The following is a 19,221-nucleotide window of genomic DNA, read 5'->3' as shown; positions in this document are numbered from 1 at the left end:
GGAATTTATAATAATGAAAAAACGACTCATTCTCGCGGCAGTAATTACTGCGTCGTTAGGATTAACTGCACCCGCCCTGGCACAGGAAAAGCCATTTGAAATGTGGCCTGCCACTCAATACAAAACAAGCATTCCTACCAGCCAGGACGTTCTTGGCTATATGCTGGGCGAGCGAATTACCAGCCACGCAGATACTTTAAAATACTATTATGCGCTTCAAGCCGCCGCGCCGAATAACATCCGGGTTGTAGAGTTTGGTGAAACATGGGAAGGGCGTAAACTGATCTACGCTGTAATAGGCTCTGAACAAAACCTCAATAACCTTGAGCAATTTGCTGACAACATGAACCGCCTGGCCGACCCAAGAAAAACATCAGCCAGTGAAGCTAAAAAACTGATCGCCAGTTTACCTTCTTCTGTCTGGCTGGAGCACGGCGTTCATGGCAATGAGATTTCCAGTACTGATGCATCAATGGTAACGGCATACCATTTACTCGCGGCTAAAAATTCTGCGATGGTGAATAACATCCTCGATAACACGCTGGTTTTTATCGACCCCATGCAAAACCCGGATGGGCGTATGCGGTTCATCAATCACTACTATGAGACCGTAGGGATGGAACACAGTACAGACCGCTTAAGTGTGGAGCACAATGAACCCTGGCCCCGGGGGCGCTCCAATCATTACCTCTTTGATATGAACCGTGACTGGTTGGCAATCACTCAGCCTGAAACCAAAGCGCGCATTCGCGTAATAAACAAATACAAACCTACAGTGGTTATCGATCTGCATGAAATGGGCGGTGACTCGAGCTACTTCTTTGTGCCTGCAGCACAACCTATCAATCCGCACATGCAAAAGGAACAATTAGATAATAACGTTACCATAGGCAGGAACAACGCTAAGTACTTCGACGAGTTTGGCTTCAGCTATTACACTCGCGAAGTATTCGATGCTTTCTACCCTGGTTATGGTGACAGCTGGCCGACCTTTTATGGTGCTTCAGCGGCTACCTATGAAGTTGCCTCCGCCCGTGGCGAGCAGTTCGAAAAACTCGATGGCAGTATTTTAAACTACCGCGATACGGTACAGCGCCACTTTGTTGCTTCTATGGCCACCGCTGAAACAACAGCTGAGAATCGCGAAAAGATTCTTAGCGACTTTTATCTTTATCAGCAGAAAGCCATTGAAGCAGGTAAAGACGATGAAGAAAGAACCTTTATCTTACCAAACGTCACAGACAGGGCTGCTACGCATCGTTTAGCGACCTTAATGGCTAAACATGGTGTGGAGGTGAAACGCGCCTCTGAGAGCTTTAAGGCGTGCGGAGAGCGCTATAAGCCTGGCGCATTCGTTATTGATACCGCCCAGCCACGAGGCCTTTTTGTTAAAACTACCTTTACCGATCAGGTGGATATGGACAAAGCCTTTGTTGCTGAACAGGAGCGTCGCCGGGCAAATAAGCTGCGAGACCAAATTTATGATGTTACTGGCTGGTCACTACCTCTGATGTTTAATGTGGATACTCAGAGCTGCGACGATGCTATCAGGGTAAAAGGTGAGATGATCAGCGCCGATATGCCATTACAAGCGGAACTGGAAAACGCTAATGCTAAGGTAGCCTACCTCGTACCCTGGGGCGATATGTCAGCAGGCCGGTTCTTAACTGCGGCGCTGCGTGCCGGCATAAGCGTAAAAAGTGCTGACCAGGCTTTCAAAATGGAGTCGGGGAGTTATCCGGCCGGTACATTAATTGTGGAAGTGGCAAACAATATAGAAAATCTGGCGGCCCACATCAGCGATATAGCTACCCAGACAGGTGCCACCGTTGTAGGTGTTGATACCAGTTGGGTAATCGAAGGCCCCAGCTTTGGTAGCGAAAATACCGCTGGCCTGAGCGCACCTAAAATCGCCATGGCCTGGGATGAACCCACCAGCTCTTTAAGTGCCGGCAGCCTGCGATTTGTTATTGAAAGGCAGTTTAATTATCCGGTTACTGCAATACGGGCAGGTAATTTGAGTTGGGCTAACCTCAGTGATTATCAGGTTATTATTTTGCCCTCAGGTAATTATGCAAGACACCTGGGTAAAGGTGGTGCTGAGAACCTTAAAGACTGGGTCAGCAAGGGCGGTGTGCTTATAACCATTGCCAATGCCACACAGTGGGCGGCCAGTGAAAGTGCTGGGCTGTTAGAGGTTAAGCGAGAATATGCCTTGCAGGATGAAGAGATCAAAGACCAGGCAGACACCGACGTAGTGGATGCTACTACCCTTGAAAATCGCGCTGACTTCCTCAAGGCGATTGAGAGTGAGCAAGAGTTACCTGACTACGTTGCCGGTATACTCACCAGGGTAGAAGTCGATCAGGAACACTGGTTAACCGCAGGTGTTAGCCCCGAGGTGGTTGCCATGGTCACTGGCAATGATATTTACAGTCCGATTAAGCTCGCGTCGGGTAAAAATGTTGCCTGGTTTAAAGGGCCGGATGCGGTAGTGGCCAGCGGCTATATCTGGGATGAGTTTAAAACACAGAGTGCTTATAAGCCGTTCTTAATCCACCAGCCAATGGGCAGAGGAATGGTGATAGCGTATACCCAGGAGCCTACCGTCAGAGCATACATGGATGGGCTGAATGTGATGTTGATGAACACGATTTTCCGCGCATCGGCTCATGCATACCCGTTGCGATAAGCAACTAAAGTCATAAGCCAATAACAAAAACGGCGACTTCAATACCCCATTGAGTCGCCGTTTTTATTGCTTGATGGAGAGGCATTACAGCGCTGTGATACTCAACATCAGACTGGTATTGGGGCTGCCTTTTACCGTAAAACGGTACATTGCCGTGCGTGGCGGGGTGAAACGCATATTGGCCGCTGCGGCACCACAGGTGAGTGACATCGACTGTTTCAGGGCGATGCTTAAGCCCTTATAACTGGCTCCACAGGTTTGTCCTGTAGTCCAACTCGCGTTAGAGAACTTAAAGTCATAAGGCTGCTCATCAGCAATAAGCTCAACATCGACATACCAGCCTTTAGCACTTTGCTTTAGCTGATAAGAGGGTTTGGCTTCCCACCAGTTAAACACGCCCCGTAAATACCATTCAGAAAAGACAATCTCAGGCTGCTTCTCCTGATAGATTGGATACTGACCCGTTTGCGTACAGGCTGTCATCAGCATTACTAAAGGGAGAGCGAACCAACGTTTTTGCATGACTGACTCCGAGTGATAGAGAAAAAAAAGGGCACGCTAGGTGCCCTGGATCGGTTTCTGCTTTTACTTCGCCAACAATGAAATATCAGCGGTAGTAATGAACAGGCTACGCAGTAGCAGCAACAATGCAAGGCGATTGGTTTTCACCGCAGGATCCTCGGCCATTACCATCACATTATCAAAAAACGCATCGATGCTTGGACGCAAGGTGGCCAGTTTAGCCAGTACTTCAGTGTATTCACGGTTTGCCGCATGGCTGTGAATACTATCCTGAATGGCTTTGATGTCGTTATACAAGGTCACTTCTTCTGCTTCCGACAGCAGTGCCTCATCGACTTTTTGATCGCCTTCAACGTTATTCTTCGCCAGAATATTAGCTACGCGTTTATTGGCCGCTGCCAGTGCCTCAGCCGCTTCATTTTGCTTAAAGCCGGCAACTGCATTGATGCGGGCCAGATAATCAGTAGGCTGAGTAGGGCGACGGGCTGAGACAGCCTGAATCACGTCGGTTTCCACATCCTGGTCGTGCAGTAATGCGGTAAAGCGACCCAGCACAAAATCGACAACCTGATCAGTCACGTCTTTGTTGGTGAGCTTATCGGCATAAATTGCGGCTGCTTTGCCAACTACATCCTGCAAATCAATCAGCAACGACTTTTCTGTGATGATACGCAATACACCAATGGCGGCGCGGCGTAATGCAAACGGATCTTTATCGCCTTTAGGTAACTGGCCAATACCAAAGATACCTACCAGCGTATCGAACTTATCGGCCAGTGCCACCGCAGCGCTTTCCGGCGCTTCAGGTAACACGTCGCCGGCAAAGCGCGGCAAGTATTGCTCGTATAACGCATTGGCTACCGGTGCTGGCTCACCATCGTGCAGCGCATAGTATTTACCCATAACGCCCTGTACATCCGGAAACTCCATAACCATGTCAGTCATCAGATCGGTTTTGGATAACAGCCCTGCACGTTGCGCGTGGGCGTTATCAGCACCAATGATATCGGCAATGTAACCTGATAAGGCCGCAATGCGATCGGATTTTTCCTTTAAAGTCCCTAACTGCTTCTGAAACAGCACAGACTCAAGAGAAGCTAAACGAGACTCGAGAGACTGCTTTTTGTCGGTATTAAAGAAAAACTCGGCATCAGCCAGACGAGGGCGGATTACCTTTTCGTTACCATGAATAATCTGAACCGGATCGTGACTCTCGATATTGGTAACAAACAGGAACTTGTTTGATAAAGAGCCGTCTTTATTCAGCAACGGCACGTATTTCTGATCGCCTTTCATGGTGTAAATAAGCGCTTCTTTTGGCACTTCCAGAAAGGCTTCATCAAAACCGGCCTGCAGGACTACCGGCCATTCAACCAACGCAGCAATTTCATTTAGCAGGCTGTCATCGTAATCAGCTACCAAGCCCTGCTCATCGGCCTTGGCGTTCAGTGACTCGGCGATGCTGGTTGCGCGGCTGGCAAAATCAGCCACCACATAGTGTGCTTTTAATGCACTTTGGTAGTTATCGGCGTGGTCAAGTTCAAAGGTTTTCTCACCGTGGAAACGGTGCCCCTGAATGGTTCTGGCACTGCTTAAACCTAAGGCCGCGATATCGATCAGTTCATCACCGTAAAGCGCACACAGGGTATGTACGGGGCGAATAAACTGCGTGGTGTAATTACCCCACTTCATTGGCTTAGGAATAGGCAGCTTAGCGATAGCCTGATTCACAATATCTTCAAGCAGTTCGTTAATCTTCTGGCCTTTGACTTCGGCTTTGTACATCAGCCATTCACCCTTATCGGTGACCAGTCTGTCGGCTTCTTCTACATTGATGCCATTACCACGAGCCCAACCCATCGCTGCCTTGGTAGGGTTACCGTCGGCATCAAAAGCCGCTGCAACGGCAGGACCTCGTTTTTCAACAACTTTATCCTGTTGCGACTCGGTAAGACTGGTGACATAGACCGCTAAGCGGCGCGGTGCCGCAAACCATTGCACATCGCTGTAACCCAGCTCGGCTGCACTTAACGCATCTTTGATGTTGTCGGCAAAACTTGAGCCCAGTTGGATAAGGGCTTTAGGGGGAAGTTCTTCACTACCCAGTTCAATTAATAAATTTTCGGTACGCACCTTTTACAGCTCCTTCTTACACAGCGGGAAACCAAGCTCTTCACGGGCATTGTAATAAGCTTGTGCCACAGCTTTGGCAAGGGTTCTAACGCGTAAGATGTAACGTTGTCTCTCCGTAACAGAAATCGCGTGGCGAGCATCCAGCAGGTTAAATGCGTGGGATGCTTTCATTACCTGCTCATAGGCAGGTAATGGCAGATTCTTTTCAATCAGCAACTGACAAGCGGTTTCGCACTCATCAAAGGTTCTGAACATGACATCGACGTTGGCATATTCAAAGTTATAGGTGGATTGCTCCACTTCGTTCTGGTGGAACACATCGCCGTAGGTGACTTTACCCATTGGGCCATCGGTCCAGACCAGATCATAGATGCTATCTACGCCCTGGATGTACATGGCCAGGCGTTCCAGACCATAGGTGATTTCGCCGGTGACTGGTTTACATTCAAGGCCGCCAACCTGTTGGAAATACGTAAACTGAGTGACTTCCATACCGTTCAGCCAGATTTCCCAGCCAAGGCCCCAGGCACCCAGAGTAGGGGATTCCCAGTTATCTTCCACAAAACGAATATCGTGTACCAGCGGGTCGAAGCCCAGCTCTTTTAATGAGCCTAAGTACAGCTCCTGAAAATTATCCGGAGAGGGTTTCAGCATGACCTGAAACTGATAGTAATGCTGCAGACGGTTAGGGTTTTCACCATACCGGCCATCAGTTGGGCGTCGGCTGGGTTGCACGTAAGCACTGCTAATAGGCTCCGGACCCAAAGAACGCAGGAACGTCATGGGGTGAAAGGTACCTGCTCCAACTTCCATATCCAGCGGTTGAATAATCACACAACCTTGTCTGGCCCAGTAATCCTGTAAGGCAAGGATCAAGCCCTGAAATGTTTTAATATCGTACTTGTGCATACATTAACGACTATAACTGACTGATGACTTAAAGAGGTGGGTTAGTATACATTTTGTATGGCCATGAATGTAGGCCTAGGGTGGCTTAATTACCCGGTAGTTGACTAAAAAGTCCGGTTTATTTCTACAAAACACGGGTTATTAAAAGAGTAGGATAAGCGTTGTTGCTTCACAGGAGATAAAAATGAGTGAAAGTGTTATTCGGTGCGGCTGGGTTTCTGACGATCCCCTCTACCAACAATACCATGATGAAGTATGGGGACGGCCAGAATTTGATTCTCAACAATTGTTCGCAAAATTGTGTCTCGATGGTCAGCAAGCCGGGCTGAGTTGGATCACGATCCTGAAAAAGCAGGCTGGATTTGAAGCGGCTTTCCACCAGTTTGATCCGGTAAAAATTGCAACGATGACAGAGGAAGACGTTGAGCGGTTAATGCAAAACCGTGAAATTATTCGCAGCCGAGCGAAAATTAACGCCATCATCACTAACGCCAGAGCCTATCTGGAACTCACCAAAAGCATCGAATTCAGCGACTTTATCTGGCAATTTACCAACCATAAAACGGTAGTGAATAGTTGGCCGGATTACCGCCAGGCGCCCACCAGTACCGCCGAGTCAAAAGCGATGGCTAAAGCCCTTAAAAAGGCTGGGTTTAAGTTTGTCGGGGAAACCATTTGCTATGCGTTTATGCAGGCTGTAGGGATGGTCAATGACCACACTACAGACTGCCACTGTTACGCAAGTGTGCGGGAACTGGCTAACTGAGGATACCGTTCCTCGCAGTAGGCAATGACGGCGGGGAGCTCTTTTAAAACAGGCGTTTCATGCTGTTCTTCGATGGCCTCCCGGGCCTTATCTTCATTAAAGCGCTGTTGCTTGGACAGTGCCTTTCTGTCTTCCAGAATGGCAAAGCCACTGACGGCAGAAAAGAGCGTGTGCAGTGCCGGGTATTGTTGTGAGTAATCCCGGGCTTCTTCCGGCAGGGCTCTCAGCAGGCGGCAAATACGTATGGTGCCTTCCGATACGTTACACTGTTGTTGTTGCATGGCTCTGGCAATGGTGTGAATGCTTTCAAACATCACCACCAGACGTTTTTCTCTGGCTGCCTTTTGGCGCGCGTTCTGCTGCTGTAGCTGAAACACCAGTTTGCCCGCATAAACGCCAAGTGCGGCGATGATCAGCAAACCAATACTAACCAGAATAATCCAAAGCATAGTTATTTCTCGTAGTCGTCCAGTTTCAATGCGTCCAGGGCATCAAAGTTGTCGATTTCTTCTTCCTCATCTTCGCCTTCGTTAATACCCATCAGGTCGCACAATACTTTATGTCGGGCCATTTGGGTGTCGACATAGTGTTGTTGCTCTTTGGTGATCGTTTTTCCGCCATCCAGTTTATCCAGCAAACCCGCCAGGCGGTCATCGGCTTCTATGGCAGCCAGCTCTTCAGCTGGGGTGGCATACTTGCGTTTTTCAATTTTGGCCGCTACCGATTTCACCAATTGCACTGGCTTCTTGCTACCCAAACGAGGGTCCTTGTTGGCATTACCTGAAGCCTTTTCGGTCTTCTTCTGCTCAACATTATGACGGCTGCCAGGGGCTTTGCCCTTATGCTTTTTAGGCCGTTCAGAAGACTTGGTATTGACGTGATCCGGATTCTTTCGAACGCCAATCAAACCTACTTTTCTTGATTTTTTCTTTTGTGCCATAGTAATTAGTCGAGCTCCCGCGCTCTGGTGCAATGTTTAATGATTACCATTATAACGTGTTATTACGCGAGCTTCTGCATCAATACAATGTCGCGGTCGGGAAAGATCACATTTAACTGATACTCACGGGCCAGCCAGGTGAAGGTTTCCACAGAAAAGAAACTGACATGAGTGGGATCGTTTTTATAATGCCAACTGGCAAATTTTTCAGCGTTTAACACCCGTTTAGTCATAATCGCCAGCCATCCCTGAGGTGCGAGCAATTGCATCCAGCGTTGCCATTCGGTTGCCGGTGTGTGGAAGTGTTCAATAGACTCCGTTGCGGTAATCAATTCGTAGTGCGAGTGAGGTATTTCCTTAGGGCCGAAAAACGGATCGAAGCAATCGACGTCGAAGCCCTGACTCGCGAATAAATGGGCAAGTGCCGGGCAGGGGCCTGAGCCGTAATCCAACACTCTGGTCTCCGCACTCAGGTGTGGTGTCACACAGGTAACCAAACGATTAAGGTACCGAAGGTAACCTTCGTCTTCGAGACTATTCTGATGCAGTTGGTATTCTGCCAGTTCCTGCTCCTGAGAAGGCAGAGACTGAGGATCGACAAACACTAACCAACACCGATTGCAGCGTAAGTAAGTTCGTTTTTTATCCTGATGAAACTGAACGTATTGTTTGGACTGGCAAAGTGGGCAATTAAACATGATTTACTGCAATAAAAAAGGTGATGGTATCACACCATCACCTTGTTAATTGAGTGTCAGATGACACCTCTCCCGTTAGTGCACTTCTCTGTGCGGCTGGCTTTCCTGCAGTGCTCCCCTTATTGTTCTTTTTCACAGAGCATTTTTTGTTCTGGGTCTTCCTGACACTTTATAAATTCATCCGTGGACTGACTTTTTATTTTTGTTGTTAATGTCGGGCTGTTTCACAACAGGTTTCACGACGCAAACAAGCTTACACTAACTGCAATAAATTACAACACCGCGTGTTACATTTTATTAACAATGACGTGTAAGCTTTGGTCAGTCTGGTAAATTTTAGTGTAGACCAGCGATGTAATTGGCCAGAATTTCGATGTCTTCGTCGGTCAGTTTAGACGCAACGTCACGCATCATGCCATTCATATCATTATGACGCTCGCCGGCACGGAATGCTTTCAGCTGGGCGGTTGTATAAGCCGCATGCTGACCACTGATGTCCGGGAAACCGGCTAATTGCATGCCGTTACCACTTGGACCATGACATGCGATACAAGCCGTTACGCCACGGTCAGCATCACCACCACGATACAGGGCAGCACCGGGCTCAACAAAGTTTTCCGGGGTTGAACCAGGCTTGGCTTCCTGGCTAGAGAAGTAAGCGGCAAGATCGGCTATGTCCTGGTCGCTCAGAGGAGCAGCCATACCGTTCATCACGGCATTGTTACGACCTTCTTCACCGCCGGTAGAAGAAGCTAAACGAAACTCGGTTAATTGCTTAGTCAGGTAATTTTCATGCTGACCGGCAATTTTGGGGTTGATGTCGATCATACTGTTGCCATCAGGTCCGTGACAGGCAGCACAGACAGCTGATTTTGCTTTACCAGCCTCAGGGTCTCCTTCGGCAGTAACAGAACTGGTAAACCCAAGGGTTAAACAAACCAACAAACACAGTTTTTTCATAATTTTTCTCTTACAAGGATCCAACGGCTGATGTGATATACGTGATATCATGCGTATTTTACACATTTAACGCGTCAGAAAAACCTATTCCATGCTAAAACTATGGAATAACATCGGTTTAATATTGAACTACGACTAATGTAGCAGATGTTCTGACATTATGAGTGCCCCATGAGTTATTACAGCAAAGCAAAATTTTTTACCAGCGCGCCGGACATTAAACACCTTAAAGATGACACTGGTATTGAGGTCGCCTTCGCCGGTCGATCCAATGCCGGAAAGTCCAGCGCCCTAAATGCACTGACCCGGCAAAAGAACCTTGCCAGAACCAGTAAGACACCAGGCCGTACCCAACTCATCAATGTATTTGATTTGGAAGACGATAAACGGCTGGTCGATTTACCCGGTTACGGTTATGCGAAAGTACCCATAGCGATGAAACAAAAATGGCAGCGTTCTCTCGGTGAGTACTTACAAAAGCGTAAAAGCCTGAAGGGACTGGTTGTTCTGATGGATATTCGCCATCCCTATAAAGATATCGATCAGGACCTCATTTATTGGGCGGTCGATGCGGGTATTCCGGTGCTGGCTCTGCTGACCAAGGCCGACAAATTAAAATCAGGTAAGCGTAAAGCACAATTGCTAATGGCCAAAGAGGCTGCACTGGCATTTTGTGGTGATGTAACCGTGCAAACTTTTTCGGCGCTGAACAAACACGGTCTACCGGAGCTTGAGGCGGTGCTTAATCAGTGGTTTGGTTTGCTTAAAAGCAAAGAGAGTAACGAGCAGATTGACGCCAATTAATGAGCGCCAAAAAAATAACCCCATTCAATGAATGGGGCTAAGGACTGAGAGAAAACACATAAAAAAACCGATTATAAGAGTACGTAATCCGGCCGAAAGTTCAGAAATAATTCATTTATTTTAAAATAATTTTTATTCTTTATATTTTTCAATTGTTTAAATGCGAATAAAAATGTGGTTCAGGTGTATGGAGAGGGGGATCTTAGTGTTCCGGACAGCTTGAACAGCCCTTCTGAAAGTTTCTTGCAGACATAAAAAAAGCTCCGGTAAACACCGGAGCTCAAATCAAAGGTTTGAAAAATGATTTCTCACCTCTGTACCCTACAGTGGTAAGACTACCTAAGCTAATCGAAAACGGCAAGTCAAAAGTGTAATTTTATTACTTATGTAACCGGTGACTTGGCGCTTAATTCGACGATTGTTACGTTTTTTCTGAAAGCTAGTTACTTTTTTAGTGTGCTTCTTCCCAGTTTTCACCATTTCCGGCTTCAACTTTCAGTGGTACCGACAAGTTTGCGGCCTGTTCCATCAGGTCAACTATCGTTGCTACATGGCTATCCAGGGACGCTTGTTTAATTTCAAATACCAGTTCATCGTGGACCTGCATGATCATGACTACGTCGTCATTGTTGTTGCTACGGATCCAGTCGTCGACCTGAATCATTGCCATCTTAATGACGTCGGCTGCTGTTCCCTGCATTGGCGCGTTAATAGCTGCCCGTTCGGCACCTTTACGGCGTGCACCGTTGCTGGATTTGATCTCCGGTAAATACAAGCGACGGCCGAACACGGTTTCCACATAGCCATGCTCTTTAGCAAACTCGCGAGTACGGTCCATGTAGTCCAGTACGCCAGGGTAACGCTTGAAGTACAGATCCATATATTCCTGAGCTTCCTGACGGCTAACGTGTAACTGTTTAGCCAGACCAAACGCTGACATTCCGTAAATCAAACCAAAGTTAATCGCTTTGGCGCTGCGGCGCTGGTTATCGGTAACATCATCCTCAGCAACATTAAATACCTCTGCTGCGGTAGCACGGTGAATATCCTTGCCATGGGCAAATGCATCCAGCAACCCTTTATCACCGGATAAATGCGCCATGATCCGCAATTCAATTTGTGAGTAGTCAGCCGCGACAATCTTATAACCCTCACGGGCAATAAAGGCTTTACGGACGCGCCGGCCTTCCTCGTTTCGAATCGGGATATTCTGTAAGTTGGGATCGGTTGAGGACAGGCGACCGGTGGCCGTTACTGCCTGATGATACGAGGTGTGCACACGGCCAGTGCGATGATTAATCATCTTCGGGAGTTTATCCGTGTAGGTATTTTTCAGCTTGGTCAGCCCGCGGTATTCCATAATCAATGCCGGCAGGGGGTAGTCCAGAGCCAGTTCCTGTAACACTTCTTCGGACGTAGACGGTGCGCCTTTTGGTGTCTTCTTAACAACCGGCAGTTCCATTTTTTCAAACAGAATATGTTGCAGTTGTTTGGTTGAACCCAGGTTAAAGGCTTCGCCGGCCATTTCATGAACTTCTTTCTCTAGTTCCATAATCCGCGTGGCCAGTTGCTGGCTCTGCTGATTCAATTGCTGGCTGTCTATGAGTACACCCTGTTGCTCCACGCGCGCCAGAATGGAGGCCAGAGGCACTTCAATGTCCAGCAGGATCTTTTTCAGCGTGTCTTCGGCTGCTACTTTTGGCCACAACACGTTATGTAAGCGCAGGGTAATGTCAGCATCTTCCGCCGCATAGAAGGCCGCCTGTTCCAGGTCAATCTGATTGAACGTAAGCTGCTTGGCACCTTTACCGGCAATTTCTTCATAATGTACTGTGCGGTGGTTGAGATAGTTTTGGGCCAGGGTATCCATATCATGGCGACTACCGGTACTGTTTAACACGTATGACTCAAGCATGGTGTCGAAGCCAATACCATCGAGCACAATGTTATAGTTAGCGAGCACATTTTTATCGTATTTGAGGTGCTGACCTACCTTTATTTGTGCCGGATCTTCCAGCCAGGGTTTCAGTTGTTCAAGCACCCAGTCTCTTGAGAGTTGTTCAGGCGCATCCGGATAATCATGAGCAACCGGTAGATAGGCCGCTACGCCAGGCTCCATACAAAACGACATTCCTACCAGTTCCGCTTCCATGTAATCCAGACTGGTGGTCTCGGTATCAAACGCTACGATGTCTGCCTGCTTAATTTTTTCGAACCACTGATTAAAGGTCGCTTCATCAAGAATGGTGGTGTAGTCCACCTCAATGTCGCTCTGTTCTTCACTGCTCTCACTGTCCTCAGTGGCAGATTCTGGCGAGGATGTGGCAGGGGTCGCCTGGCTGCTGGTCACTTCGGTGTACCAGCGCTTAAATTCATACTCACTGAATAAATCGGCCAGCTTATCGTTATCGGCCTCGGTGGGTGTCAGTGTTGTTGGAGAATAGTCGAGGTTAAGCGCTACATCGATGGTTGCCAGTTGGTAAGATAAGCGGGCCTGTTCCTCAAACTCTGCCATTTTCTTGCCCAGCGTTTTGGCGCCGCGAAAATCCAGTTCGGCTATTTTATCGAGGTTCTGATAAATCGCTTCAATTCCACCAATGCCGTTTAGCAGGCCCTGTGCACTTTTGTCTCCCACACCGGGAACGCCCGGAATGTTATCTACTTTGTCACCTTTAAGGGCGAGGAAGTCGATGATCAGTTCTGGCGGGATACCAAATTTATCGTGTACGCCCTGGACGTCCATCAACTGATTGTTCATGGTATTGATCAGCGTGACATGCTCATTCACCAACTGGGCCATATCTTTATCGCCCGTGCTGATTAGGGTATCGATACCTTGCTCACCGGCCTGGCGGGCAAGCGTACCAATCACATCGTCTGCTTCTACGCCGTCTTCAATAATAAGTGGCAGGCCCATAGCCCTGATAATTTCGTGTAAGGGCGCAATTTGCGACCGCAGCTCGTCAGGCATGGGCGGCCGGTTTGCCTTATATTCCGGATAAATATCATCCCGAAACGTTTTTCCCTTGGCATCGAATACCACACCAATGTGAGTTGGATTGTACTGTTTGATCAAACTTTTGAGCATGTTGATCACGCCGTAGATCGCGCCGGTATCCTGACCTTTGGTATTGGTCAGCGGTGGTAATCCATGAAAAGCTCTGAACAGGTATGACGACCCATCTACGAGGATAAACGGGGGCTTTGAAGGGGATGACATGATTAAAATCTTCTCTTGCTATGGTCTGTGGCGAAGCATGCCATACACCTATGGTAATGGCTACTGTTGCGATCCCTACAGTTGTGGATAACTTTGTGATCTAATGTGATCAACGTTAAAAGGGCGCGATCCGATCGCTACGATATTGGCAGCAGATCTTTATGAAAAGTAAGGGAAAAATAAAAGTTTTGCAGACTCTATCCTGCTTTATTATTTCCATATATTATTGTGGATAACCAAACTGTCTATTATTTAGACAGGCGCTGGTACAAAGGATAATTTAGCATATACCAGTAGAAATCCTAGTTTTGGTTGATAAAATTTTTAATGGTTAATGGCAATTCATAAAATCAAATTGCATAAGCCAGAAATGACACAGTATGGAGACAAGATCATGAAAAAAGTTGCCGTTATTCTGAGCGGGTGTGGAGTTTACGACGGCGCCGAAATTCACGAGTCTGTATTAACCTTGCAGAGCATTCTTAAACACGGTGGCAGCTACCAGTGTTTTGCGCCAGATAAGCCACAGTTGCATGTTATTAATCACCTCACCGGTGAAGTGGCCGAGGGCGAGTCACGCAATGTATTGGTAGAAGCCGCACGGATCACGCGGGGTGAGGTAAAAGCCGTTACCGAGTGTAATGCAGACGATTTTGACCTGTTAATTTTGCCGGGCGGTTTTGGTGCGGCAAAGAATCTGTGTACCTTCGCCGTAGAGGGGCCCGACTGTGAGTTTGATGGCGATGTGCTGTCTGTTTGCAAAGCGTTTGCCGACGCGGGTAAACCCGCTGCCTATGCCTGTATTGCCCCTGCGCTGGCGGCCAAGGTCTATGGTAACAGCGTTAATCTGACCATTGGTAACGATGCCGGCACCGCTGAAGCGCTGGAGCAATTTGGTATCAAGCATCAAAATTGTGAGGTCACTGAAGTGATTATAGATAGCGGCGCCAAACTGGTCACCACTCCTGCCTACATGCTTGGCCAGAACCTGCTGGAAGTAGGTGAAGGCTTGGATAAAATGGTTCAGGCAGTGTTCGCCATGCAGTAGTAAACTGAAGAGTCACTTGGTTGTCTGTAGCTTTCGCTATATAGTGAGAGCTGCATCAATTCAATAACATAAAGAATAGCCAACACACTATAATGCATTATCGCGCTATCATTCGTATTTTAGGGCTACTGGTTGCACTGTTTTCAGTCACCATGATCCCACCAGCGATCGTTTCTCTGATATACGAAGACGGTAGTGGCTTGCCTTTCTTCCTGGCTTTTATACTGTGTATTCTTACCGGATGTGCATTTTGGTATCCCAACCGTATGCACCGGCAGGACTTAAGAGCCCGCGAAGGCTTTTTAATTGTAGTGTTATTCTGGTCGGTACTGGCCAGCTTCGGTGCCATTCCGTTTATTTTGCTTGAACAACCTTCAATGACCGTTACCGATGCATTTTTTGAATCGTTTTCCGGCTTAACCACCACCGGTGCAACGGTAATTGAAGGGATTGATTTTCTCCCCCATTCTGTTCAGTTTTACCGTCAGCAACTGCAATGGCTAGGTGGGATGGGGATCATTGTACTGGCCGTGGCTATTCTGCCTATTCTTGGGGTAGGGGGCATGCAGCTGTATCGAGCCGAAACACCTGGTCCGGTAAAAGATTCGAAAATGACTCCGCGGATTGCCGATACAGCCAAGCATCTGTGGTATATCTACTTATCGCTAACCAGTGCCTGTACTCTGGCTTACTGGTTTGCTGGCATGAACTGGTTCGATGCCATCTGCCATTCCTTCTCCACCATCGCCATCGGGGGGTTCTCTACCCATGATGCCAGTCTTGGCTATTTTGATAGTCCGGTAGTGAATGCGGTCTGCGCCCTCTTTTTGATTATCGCTGCGTTTAATTTTTCACTGCATTATGCCGCTGCCAGCGGTCGGTCGCTGAAGGGTTACTGGCAGGATCCTGAGTTAAAAGCTTTCCTGTTTATTCAGGTGGCTTTGATCAGCGTGTGCTTTATGGTGCTGGTCTTTCATAACCACTTCAGCGACGCCGAGGAAGCTCTGGATCAGGCGGTTATCCAGGCCGTATCAATCAGTACTACTGCCGGATTCGCCACCACCGACTTTGCAAACTGGCCGTCATTTCTGCCCATACTGCTGATTTTTTCCAGCTTCATTGGCGGCTGCGCGGGCTCTACCGGTGGCGGGTTAAAAGTGATCCGGGTCTATCTGTTGTTTCTACAAGGCAAGCGGGAAATCGACCGGCTAATCCACCCTAAGGCCGTTTACTCCGTTAAACTGGGGGAGCGGGCGATGCCAGACAGGGTCGTAGAAGCGGTATGGGGCTTTTTCTCTGCCTATGCGATAGTGTTTGTGGTGATTATGATCGGTCTGATTGCTACCGGGCTGGATAATATTACCGCCTTCACAGCGACAGCCGCTACCCTAAACAACCTTGGCCCGGGGCTGGGTTCGGTTGCGGGTACCTTTGCCGATGTCAGCGATGGCGGTAAGTGGTTACTGGTTACCGCCATGCTGTTTGGTCGACTGGAAGTCTTTTCGTTACTGGTATTGTTCTCGCCTACGTTCTGGCGGGGTTAGATACCTTCAGGAAATAAGTTTTCCTTGGTAACAAGCTGGATATCAGAAATCATATAACGAACGTCTTCTGATAACCGTTCGTTTTTCAACGCCATTTGACGATTCCTTTCGAATATTTTGCTGTGGCTCTCGATACGTTTTCCCATAACACGCCAGGCTTCAGCTCTAGCTTCATACGGCCAGGCCTCTAACTCGATACGATAAGTATCCAGTTGACCAAGGAGCATTGTTGCAACCGAAGAAATGGACATACCGCCAAATGCATTGCTGTTATTTTCAGGGTCAAAGCTAGCAAATGCTGTTACTAACGGGCCGGTGTTTTTAAGCCATTCAAAATAATGATTAAAAGCATCTTCGTCATATTCGTCTATATCAAAGTTATAGCTTTTGCTTCTATTCACAGAAGTCGATGCTGGCGTGGGTTCCACATAAACCGCTGTTGATACCAGCGGTGGGCTGGGCTCCTGTGGAATTGGCTGGGTTTGTGGCTGAGCGTCTTGTGCACCGCTAACCGATAGAGAACCGCCGTTGCCAAGACCACCTTCGACTTCCTGAGCTTTGTAGTTCCTCAGTGCTTTAACCATATTATTAAACGAGTCGGCGAACGCGGTTGTCAGCATTTTACCTTCAGGTGTTTTCGAATAAGCGCCACCTGCACCGCCAACACCTCCACCAAACATGCCGGCAAACATGCCAAAATCATAGTTCGACGATGAACCGTACGAGGATGATAGCTGCACACCTGAGCGGTTATCGATTAGCATTAGCGTGGTAGCAGCTTCGTTTTTGTCAAAAGCACCACCCACCAGGGAACCCAGGCCGCCGAGTATAGCGCCACCAATAGCTTTTCCAGAGGCCGTTTTCTCGGCAAACATGATCTCCGGGCTTACCGTGTAATCAGCGGCAACCATTTGTCCTGCACCTATATTACTGGTATTGCGTAGCTGGCCGGATTGCATTAGCTGACGTTCTCTGTTCATCGCATTCATCGCCCGGCCACGTTCTACAATCACAAAGCAATTTGATTGCTGAATCATCAGGCGAAGTATGGGAACAGTACTTCCGACTTTAGGGTAGGTTCTTCGGTAATCCTGCCACCAGGGCAAGGTTGTGTCTTCAAATATCGAAGCGGTACCCAATGGGGCATCGCATTTTTCCAGAGCAGTATTGTTTTCCGATGCATTTGCACCGCCAGCGGCGCCGGTAACGGTGCTGTCACTGCCGCCCATCATCGGGTTGGTTGACATACACGCCGTTTGAAAAGCCAAAGCAGTGGCAATAGTTAACAGTTTCAGTGATTTAATAGGGGTTTGCTGGAACGGTTTTACAATCTTTGAATTGATAGTTTTCACGGATCCCTCTCATATAATACTAACAATTAAGGAAACCGATGGGGTATCACGTTTCAGTAAAAACGTTCTAGTGATTATATACTTAACCTCACCGGCAACGGTGTTGTATAAACGAGGAAAGCCGTTGTTATTCGCCATACTCCTTAGCGAAAATTCAACATCCTGAGTAACACCACAACATAGTAAAATTTATCAGTTTAGTCGTGTTTTGCAAGCAAACTGAACGATCTTTAGCCAAAAAAGAATGCGCTAGGCTGGAACAAACGCTCCACATCATTGATATATTTCTTATCAACCAAAAACAAGATGACGTGGTCGTTGGCTTCTATCACGGTATCGCTGTGCGCGATGATCACTTGTTCTTCGCGAACAATGGCACCTATGGTGGTGCCAGGGGGTAATTTAATACTGCCAATTTCGCGGCCTACCACCTTTGACGTATTCTTATCGCCATGTGCTATGGCTTCTATAGCTTCTGCGGCACCGCGGCGAAGTGAGTACACATTAACTATGTCTCCGCGGCGAACATGAGTAAGCAAAGCTGAGATAGTGGCTTGCTGGGGTGAGAAGGCGATATCGATTTCGCCGCCCTGGACCAGATCCACATACGCGCTGCGCTGGATGAGCACCATGGCTTTTTGCGCGCCCATGCGTTTAGCCAGCATGGCTGACATAATATTGGCTTCATCGTCGTTGGTTACCGCGATAAACGCATCAACCTGTTCTACGCCTTCTTCACTCAGCAGTGTAGAGTCGGAAGCATCGCCACTAAAGACAATGGTTTTATCAAGATGGGCGGATAAATACTGCGCTCGCTCCGGGCTGTATTCAATCAGTTTTACGTTGTGATTGTGCTCCAGGCGTTTTGCCAGGCCTGCTCCAATTAAGCCGCCACCGGCAATCATAATACGTTTGTAGCTGGACTCCAGCTTTTGCAGCTCACTCATAACGGCACGAATGTGCTTGGTGGCGGCAATAAAGAATACTTCGTCATCGGCTTCAATGACGGTGGTACCCAGTGGCCGGATAGGCTTACCGCGGCGGTAAATAGCCGCTACACGGGTTTCTACATTGGGCATATGCTCTTTCAGAGCCGACAGCGCATGGCCCACCAACAGGCCGCCGTAATAGGCTTTTACCGCTACCAGGCTGGCTTTGCCTTCGGCAAATTCCACTACCTGCAGGGCGCCGGGATAGTCAATCAGGCGCTTTATGGCCTGGGTTACCAGTTGTTCCGGGGCAATAATATGATCTACCGGAATATCCTGCTGCTTGTACAGCTGCTCCTGGTAAATGATGTACTGCTCGGAGCGGACCCGGGCAATTTTGGTAGGGGTTTTAAACAGGCTGTAAGCCACCTGACATGCCAGCATGTTACTTTCATCGCTGTTGGTTACAGCAATCAGCATGTCGGCGTCTTCGGCTCCGGCTTTACGCAGCACATCGGGGTGGGAGCCCACACCGGTTACAACCTGCAGATCGAGGCGGTCCTGCAACGCACGCAGAATAACGGGATCGGAATCGATCACCGTGATTTCGTTTTTTTCGCCTACCAGGTTTTCAGCCAGTGTGCCGCCAACCTGTCCTGCGCCAAGGATGATAATTTTCATCGTCGTTGTAAGGTGTTTTTAAT

15 protein-coding genes are annotated in these 19,221 nt (G+C 48.1%); 5 read left to right on the top strand and 10 right to left on the bottom strand.

Translation table 11 applies throughout. The features are described from left to right. Positions 1 to 13 precede the first annotated feature (13 nt). The gene (locus AC27IB_RS19155) at positions 14 to 2,692 is read left to right on the top strand and encodes a M14 family metallopeptidase (protein ID WP_487122942.1); all 2,679 of its coding nucleotides are present in this window, start codon (positions 14 to 16) and stop codon (positions 2,690 to 2,692) included. An 84-nt stretch (positions 2,693 to 2,776) separates the two neighbouring features. Here the strand turns inward: AC27IB_RS19155 and AC27IB_RS19150 are convergent, their stop codons facing one another. From AC27IB_RS19150 to glyQ, 3 genes are all read right to left on the bottom strand, one after another. After that, entirely contained in the window at positions 2,777 to 3,214 is a 438-nt protein-coding gene (locus AC27IB_RS19150) for an early set domain-containing protein (RefSeq protein ID WP_487122940.1), read from the bottom strand. A gap of 63 nt (positions 3,215 to 3,277) precedes the next feature. Beyond that, the gene (gene glyS, locus AC27IB_RS19145; RefSeq protein WP_487122938.1) at positions 3,278 to 5,347 is read right to left on the bottom strand and encodes a glycine--tRNA ligase subunit beta; all 2,070 of its coding nucleotides are present in this window, start codon (positions 5,345 to 5,347) and stop codon (positions 3,278 to 3,280) included. 3 nt (positions 5,348 to 5,350) lie between these two features. Next, the gene (glyQ, locus tag AC27IB_RS19140; RefSeq protein ID WP_487122936.1) at positions 5,351 to 6,256 is read right to left on the bottom strand and encodes a glycine--tRNA ligase subunit alpha; all 906 of its coding nucleotides are present in this window, start codon (positions 6,254 to 6,256) and stop codon (positions 5,351 to 5,353) included. A gap of 184 nt (positions 6,257 to 6,440) precedes the next feature. Here glyQ and AC27IB_RS19135 point away from each other — a divergent pair, with 184 nt between their 5' ends. Then, a complete protein-coding gene (locus AC27IB_RS19135; protein WP_296051923.1) occupies positions 6,441 to 7,022 on the top strand; it encodes a DNA-3-methyladenine glycosylase I in 582 nt (193 codons plus the stop codon). Here AC27IB_RS19135 and AC27IB_RS19130 read toward each other — a convergent pair. The 4 genes from AC27IB_RS19130 to AC27IB_RS19115 form a co-directional block, all read right to left on the bottom strand. After that, positions 6,992 to 7,471, bottom strand: coding sequence for a DUF2489 domain-containing protein (locus AC27IB_RS19130; RefSeq protein ID WP_296051925.1), 480 nt, complete (start codon positions 7,469 to 7,471; stop codon positions 6,992 to 6,994). The two genes, AC27IB_RS19135 and AC27IB_RS19130, sit on opposite strands and share 31 nt — an antisense overlap. Before the next feature lie 2 nt (positions 7,472 to 7,473). Then, on the bottom strand, positions 7,474 to 7,962 hold the full coding sequence (gene yihI / locus AC27IB_RS19125; RefSeq protein WP_487122933.1) for a Der GTPase-activating protein YihI: 489 nt from the start codon (positions 7,960 to 7,962) through the stop codon (positions 7,474 to 7,476). A gap of 62 nt (positions 7,963 to 8,024) precedes the next feature. Next, positions 8,025 to 8,567: a class I SAM-dependent methyltransferase gene (locus tag AC27IB_RS19120; RefSeq protein ID WP_487122931.1), complete on the bottom strand. Its 543-nt coding sequence runs from the start codon at positions 8,565 to 8,567 to the stop codon at positions 8,025 to 8,027. A 429-nt stretch (positions 8,568 to 8,996) separates the two neighbouring features. Beyond that, positions 8,997 to 9,620 carry a c-type cytochrome gene (locus AC27IB_RS19115; protein ID WP_487122929.1) on the bottom strand — a complete coding sequence of 208 codons (624 nt, stop codon included), beginning with the start codon at positions 9,618 to 9,620 and terminating at the stop codon, positions 8,997 to 8,999. A 171-nt stretch (positions 9,621 to 9,791) separates the two neighbouring features. On the opposite strand from AC27IB_RS19115, the gene yihA reads away from it, so the two are divergent. Continuing rightward, the gene (yihA, locus tag AC27IB_RS19110) at positions 9,792 to 10,424 is read left to right on the top strand and encodes a ribosome biogenesis GTP-binding protein YihA/YsxC (protein ID WP_487122927.1); all 633 of its coding nucleotides are present in this window, start codon (positions 9,792 to 9,794) and stop codon (positions 10,422 to 10,424) included. A gap of 451 nt (positions 10,425 to 10,875) precedes the next feature. On the opposite strand, the gene polA is transcribed toward yihA, so the two are convergent. Further along, positions 10,876 to 13,644, bottom strand: a complete 2,769-nt coding sequence (gene polA, locus AC27IB_RS19105) for a DNA polymerase I (protein ID WP_487122925.1) — start codon at positions 13,642 to 13,644, stop codon at positions 10,876 to 10,878. 394 nt (positions 13,645 to 14,038) lie between these two features. On the opposite strand from polA, the gene elbB reads away from it, so the two are divergent. Both elbB and AC27IB_RS19095 read left to right on the top strand, forming a co-directional pair. Further along, entirely contained in the window at positions 14,039 to 14,692 is a 654-nt protein-coding gene (gene elbB, locus AC27IB_RS19100; RefSeq protein WP_296051940.1) for an isoprenoid biosynthesis glyoxalase ElbB, read from the top strand. Between the two features lie 92 nt (positions 14,693 to 14,784). Beyond that, positions 14,785 to 16,236, top strand: a complete 1,452-nt coding sequence (locus AC27IB_RS19095; protein ID WP_296051943.1) for a TrkH family potassium uptake protein — start codon at positions 14,785 to 14,787, stop codon at positions 16,234 to 16,236. On the opposite strand, the gene AC27IB_RS19090 is transcribed toward AC27IB_RS19095, so the two are convergent. Next, positions 16,233 to 17,588, bottom strand: a complete 1,356-nt coding sequence (locus AC27IB_RS19090; protein ID WP_487122922.1) for a CsgG/HfaB family protein — start codon at positions 17,586 to 17,588, stop codon at positions 16,233 to 16,235. The genes AC27IB_RS19095 and AC27IB_RS19090 overlap by 4 nt on opposite strands. Positions 17,589 to 17,818: 230 nt before the next feature. Continuing rightward, a complete protein-coding gene (gene trkA, locus AC27IB_RS19085) occupies positions 17,819 to 19,198 on the bottom strand; it encodes a Trk system potassium transporter TrkA (RefSeq protein WP_487122920.1) in 1,380 nt (459 codons plus the stop codon). Positions 19,199 to 19,221: the final 23 nt, after the last annotated feature.

The sequence above is a fragment of the Alteromonas sp. 4NH20-0104 genome (genome assembly GCF_057547795.1).
Note: the sequence above shows the minus strand (reverse complement) of the source record. Positions and strands in the feature narration are given on the sequence as shown.

Coding starts and splice junctions, on each gene's coding strand:
- polA (WP_487122925.1), bottom strand. CDS start 13,644: ATGTCATCCCCTTCAAAGCCCCCGTTTATCCTCGTAGATGGGTCGTCA.
- yihA (WP_487122927.1), top strand. CDS start 9,792: ATGAGTTATTACAGCAAAGCAAAATTTTTTACCAGCGCGCCGGACATT.
- AC27IB_RS19150 (WP_487122940.1), bottom strand. CDS start 3,214: ATGCAAAAACGTTGGTTCGCTCTCCCTTTAGTAATGCTGATGACAGCC.
- AC27IB_RS19130 (WP_296051925.1), bottom strand. CDS start 7,471: ATGCTTTGGATTATTCTGGTTAGTATTGGTTTGCTGATCATCGCCGCA.
- AC27IB_RS19095 (WP_296051943.1), top strand. CDS start 14,785: ATGCATTATCGCGCTATCATTCGTATTTTAGGGCTACTGGTTGCACTG.
- AC27IB_RS19115 (WP_487122929.1), bottom strand. CDS start 9,620: ATGAAAAAACTGTGTTTGTTGGTTTGTTTAACCCTTGGGTTTACCAGT.
- yihI (WP_487122933.1), bottom strand. CDS start 7,962: ATGGCACAAAAGAAAAAATCAAGAAAAGTAGGTTTGATTGGCGTTCGA.
- trkA (WP_487122920.1), bottom strand. CDS start 19,198: ATGAAAATTATCATCCTTGGCGCAGGACAGGTTGGCGGCACACTGGCT.
- glyQ (WP_487122936.1), bottom strand. CDS start 6,256: ATGCACAAGTACGATATTAAAACATTTCAGGGCTTGATCCTTGCCTTA.
- elbB (WP_296051940.1), top strand. CDS start 14,039: ATGAAAAAAGTTGCCGTTATTCTGAGCGGGTGTGGAGTTTACGACGGC.
- AC27IB_RS19155 (WP_487122942.1), top strand. CDS start 14: ATGAAAAAACGACTCATTCTCGCGGCAGTAATTACTGCGTCGTTAGGA.
- AC27IB_RS19135 (WP_296051923.1), top strand. CDS start 6,441: ATGAGTGAAAGTGTTATTCGGTGCGGCTGGGTTTCTGACGATCCCCTC.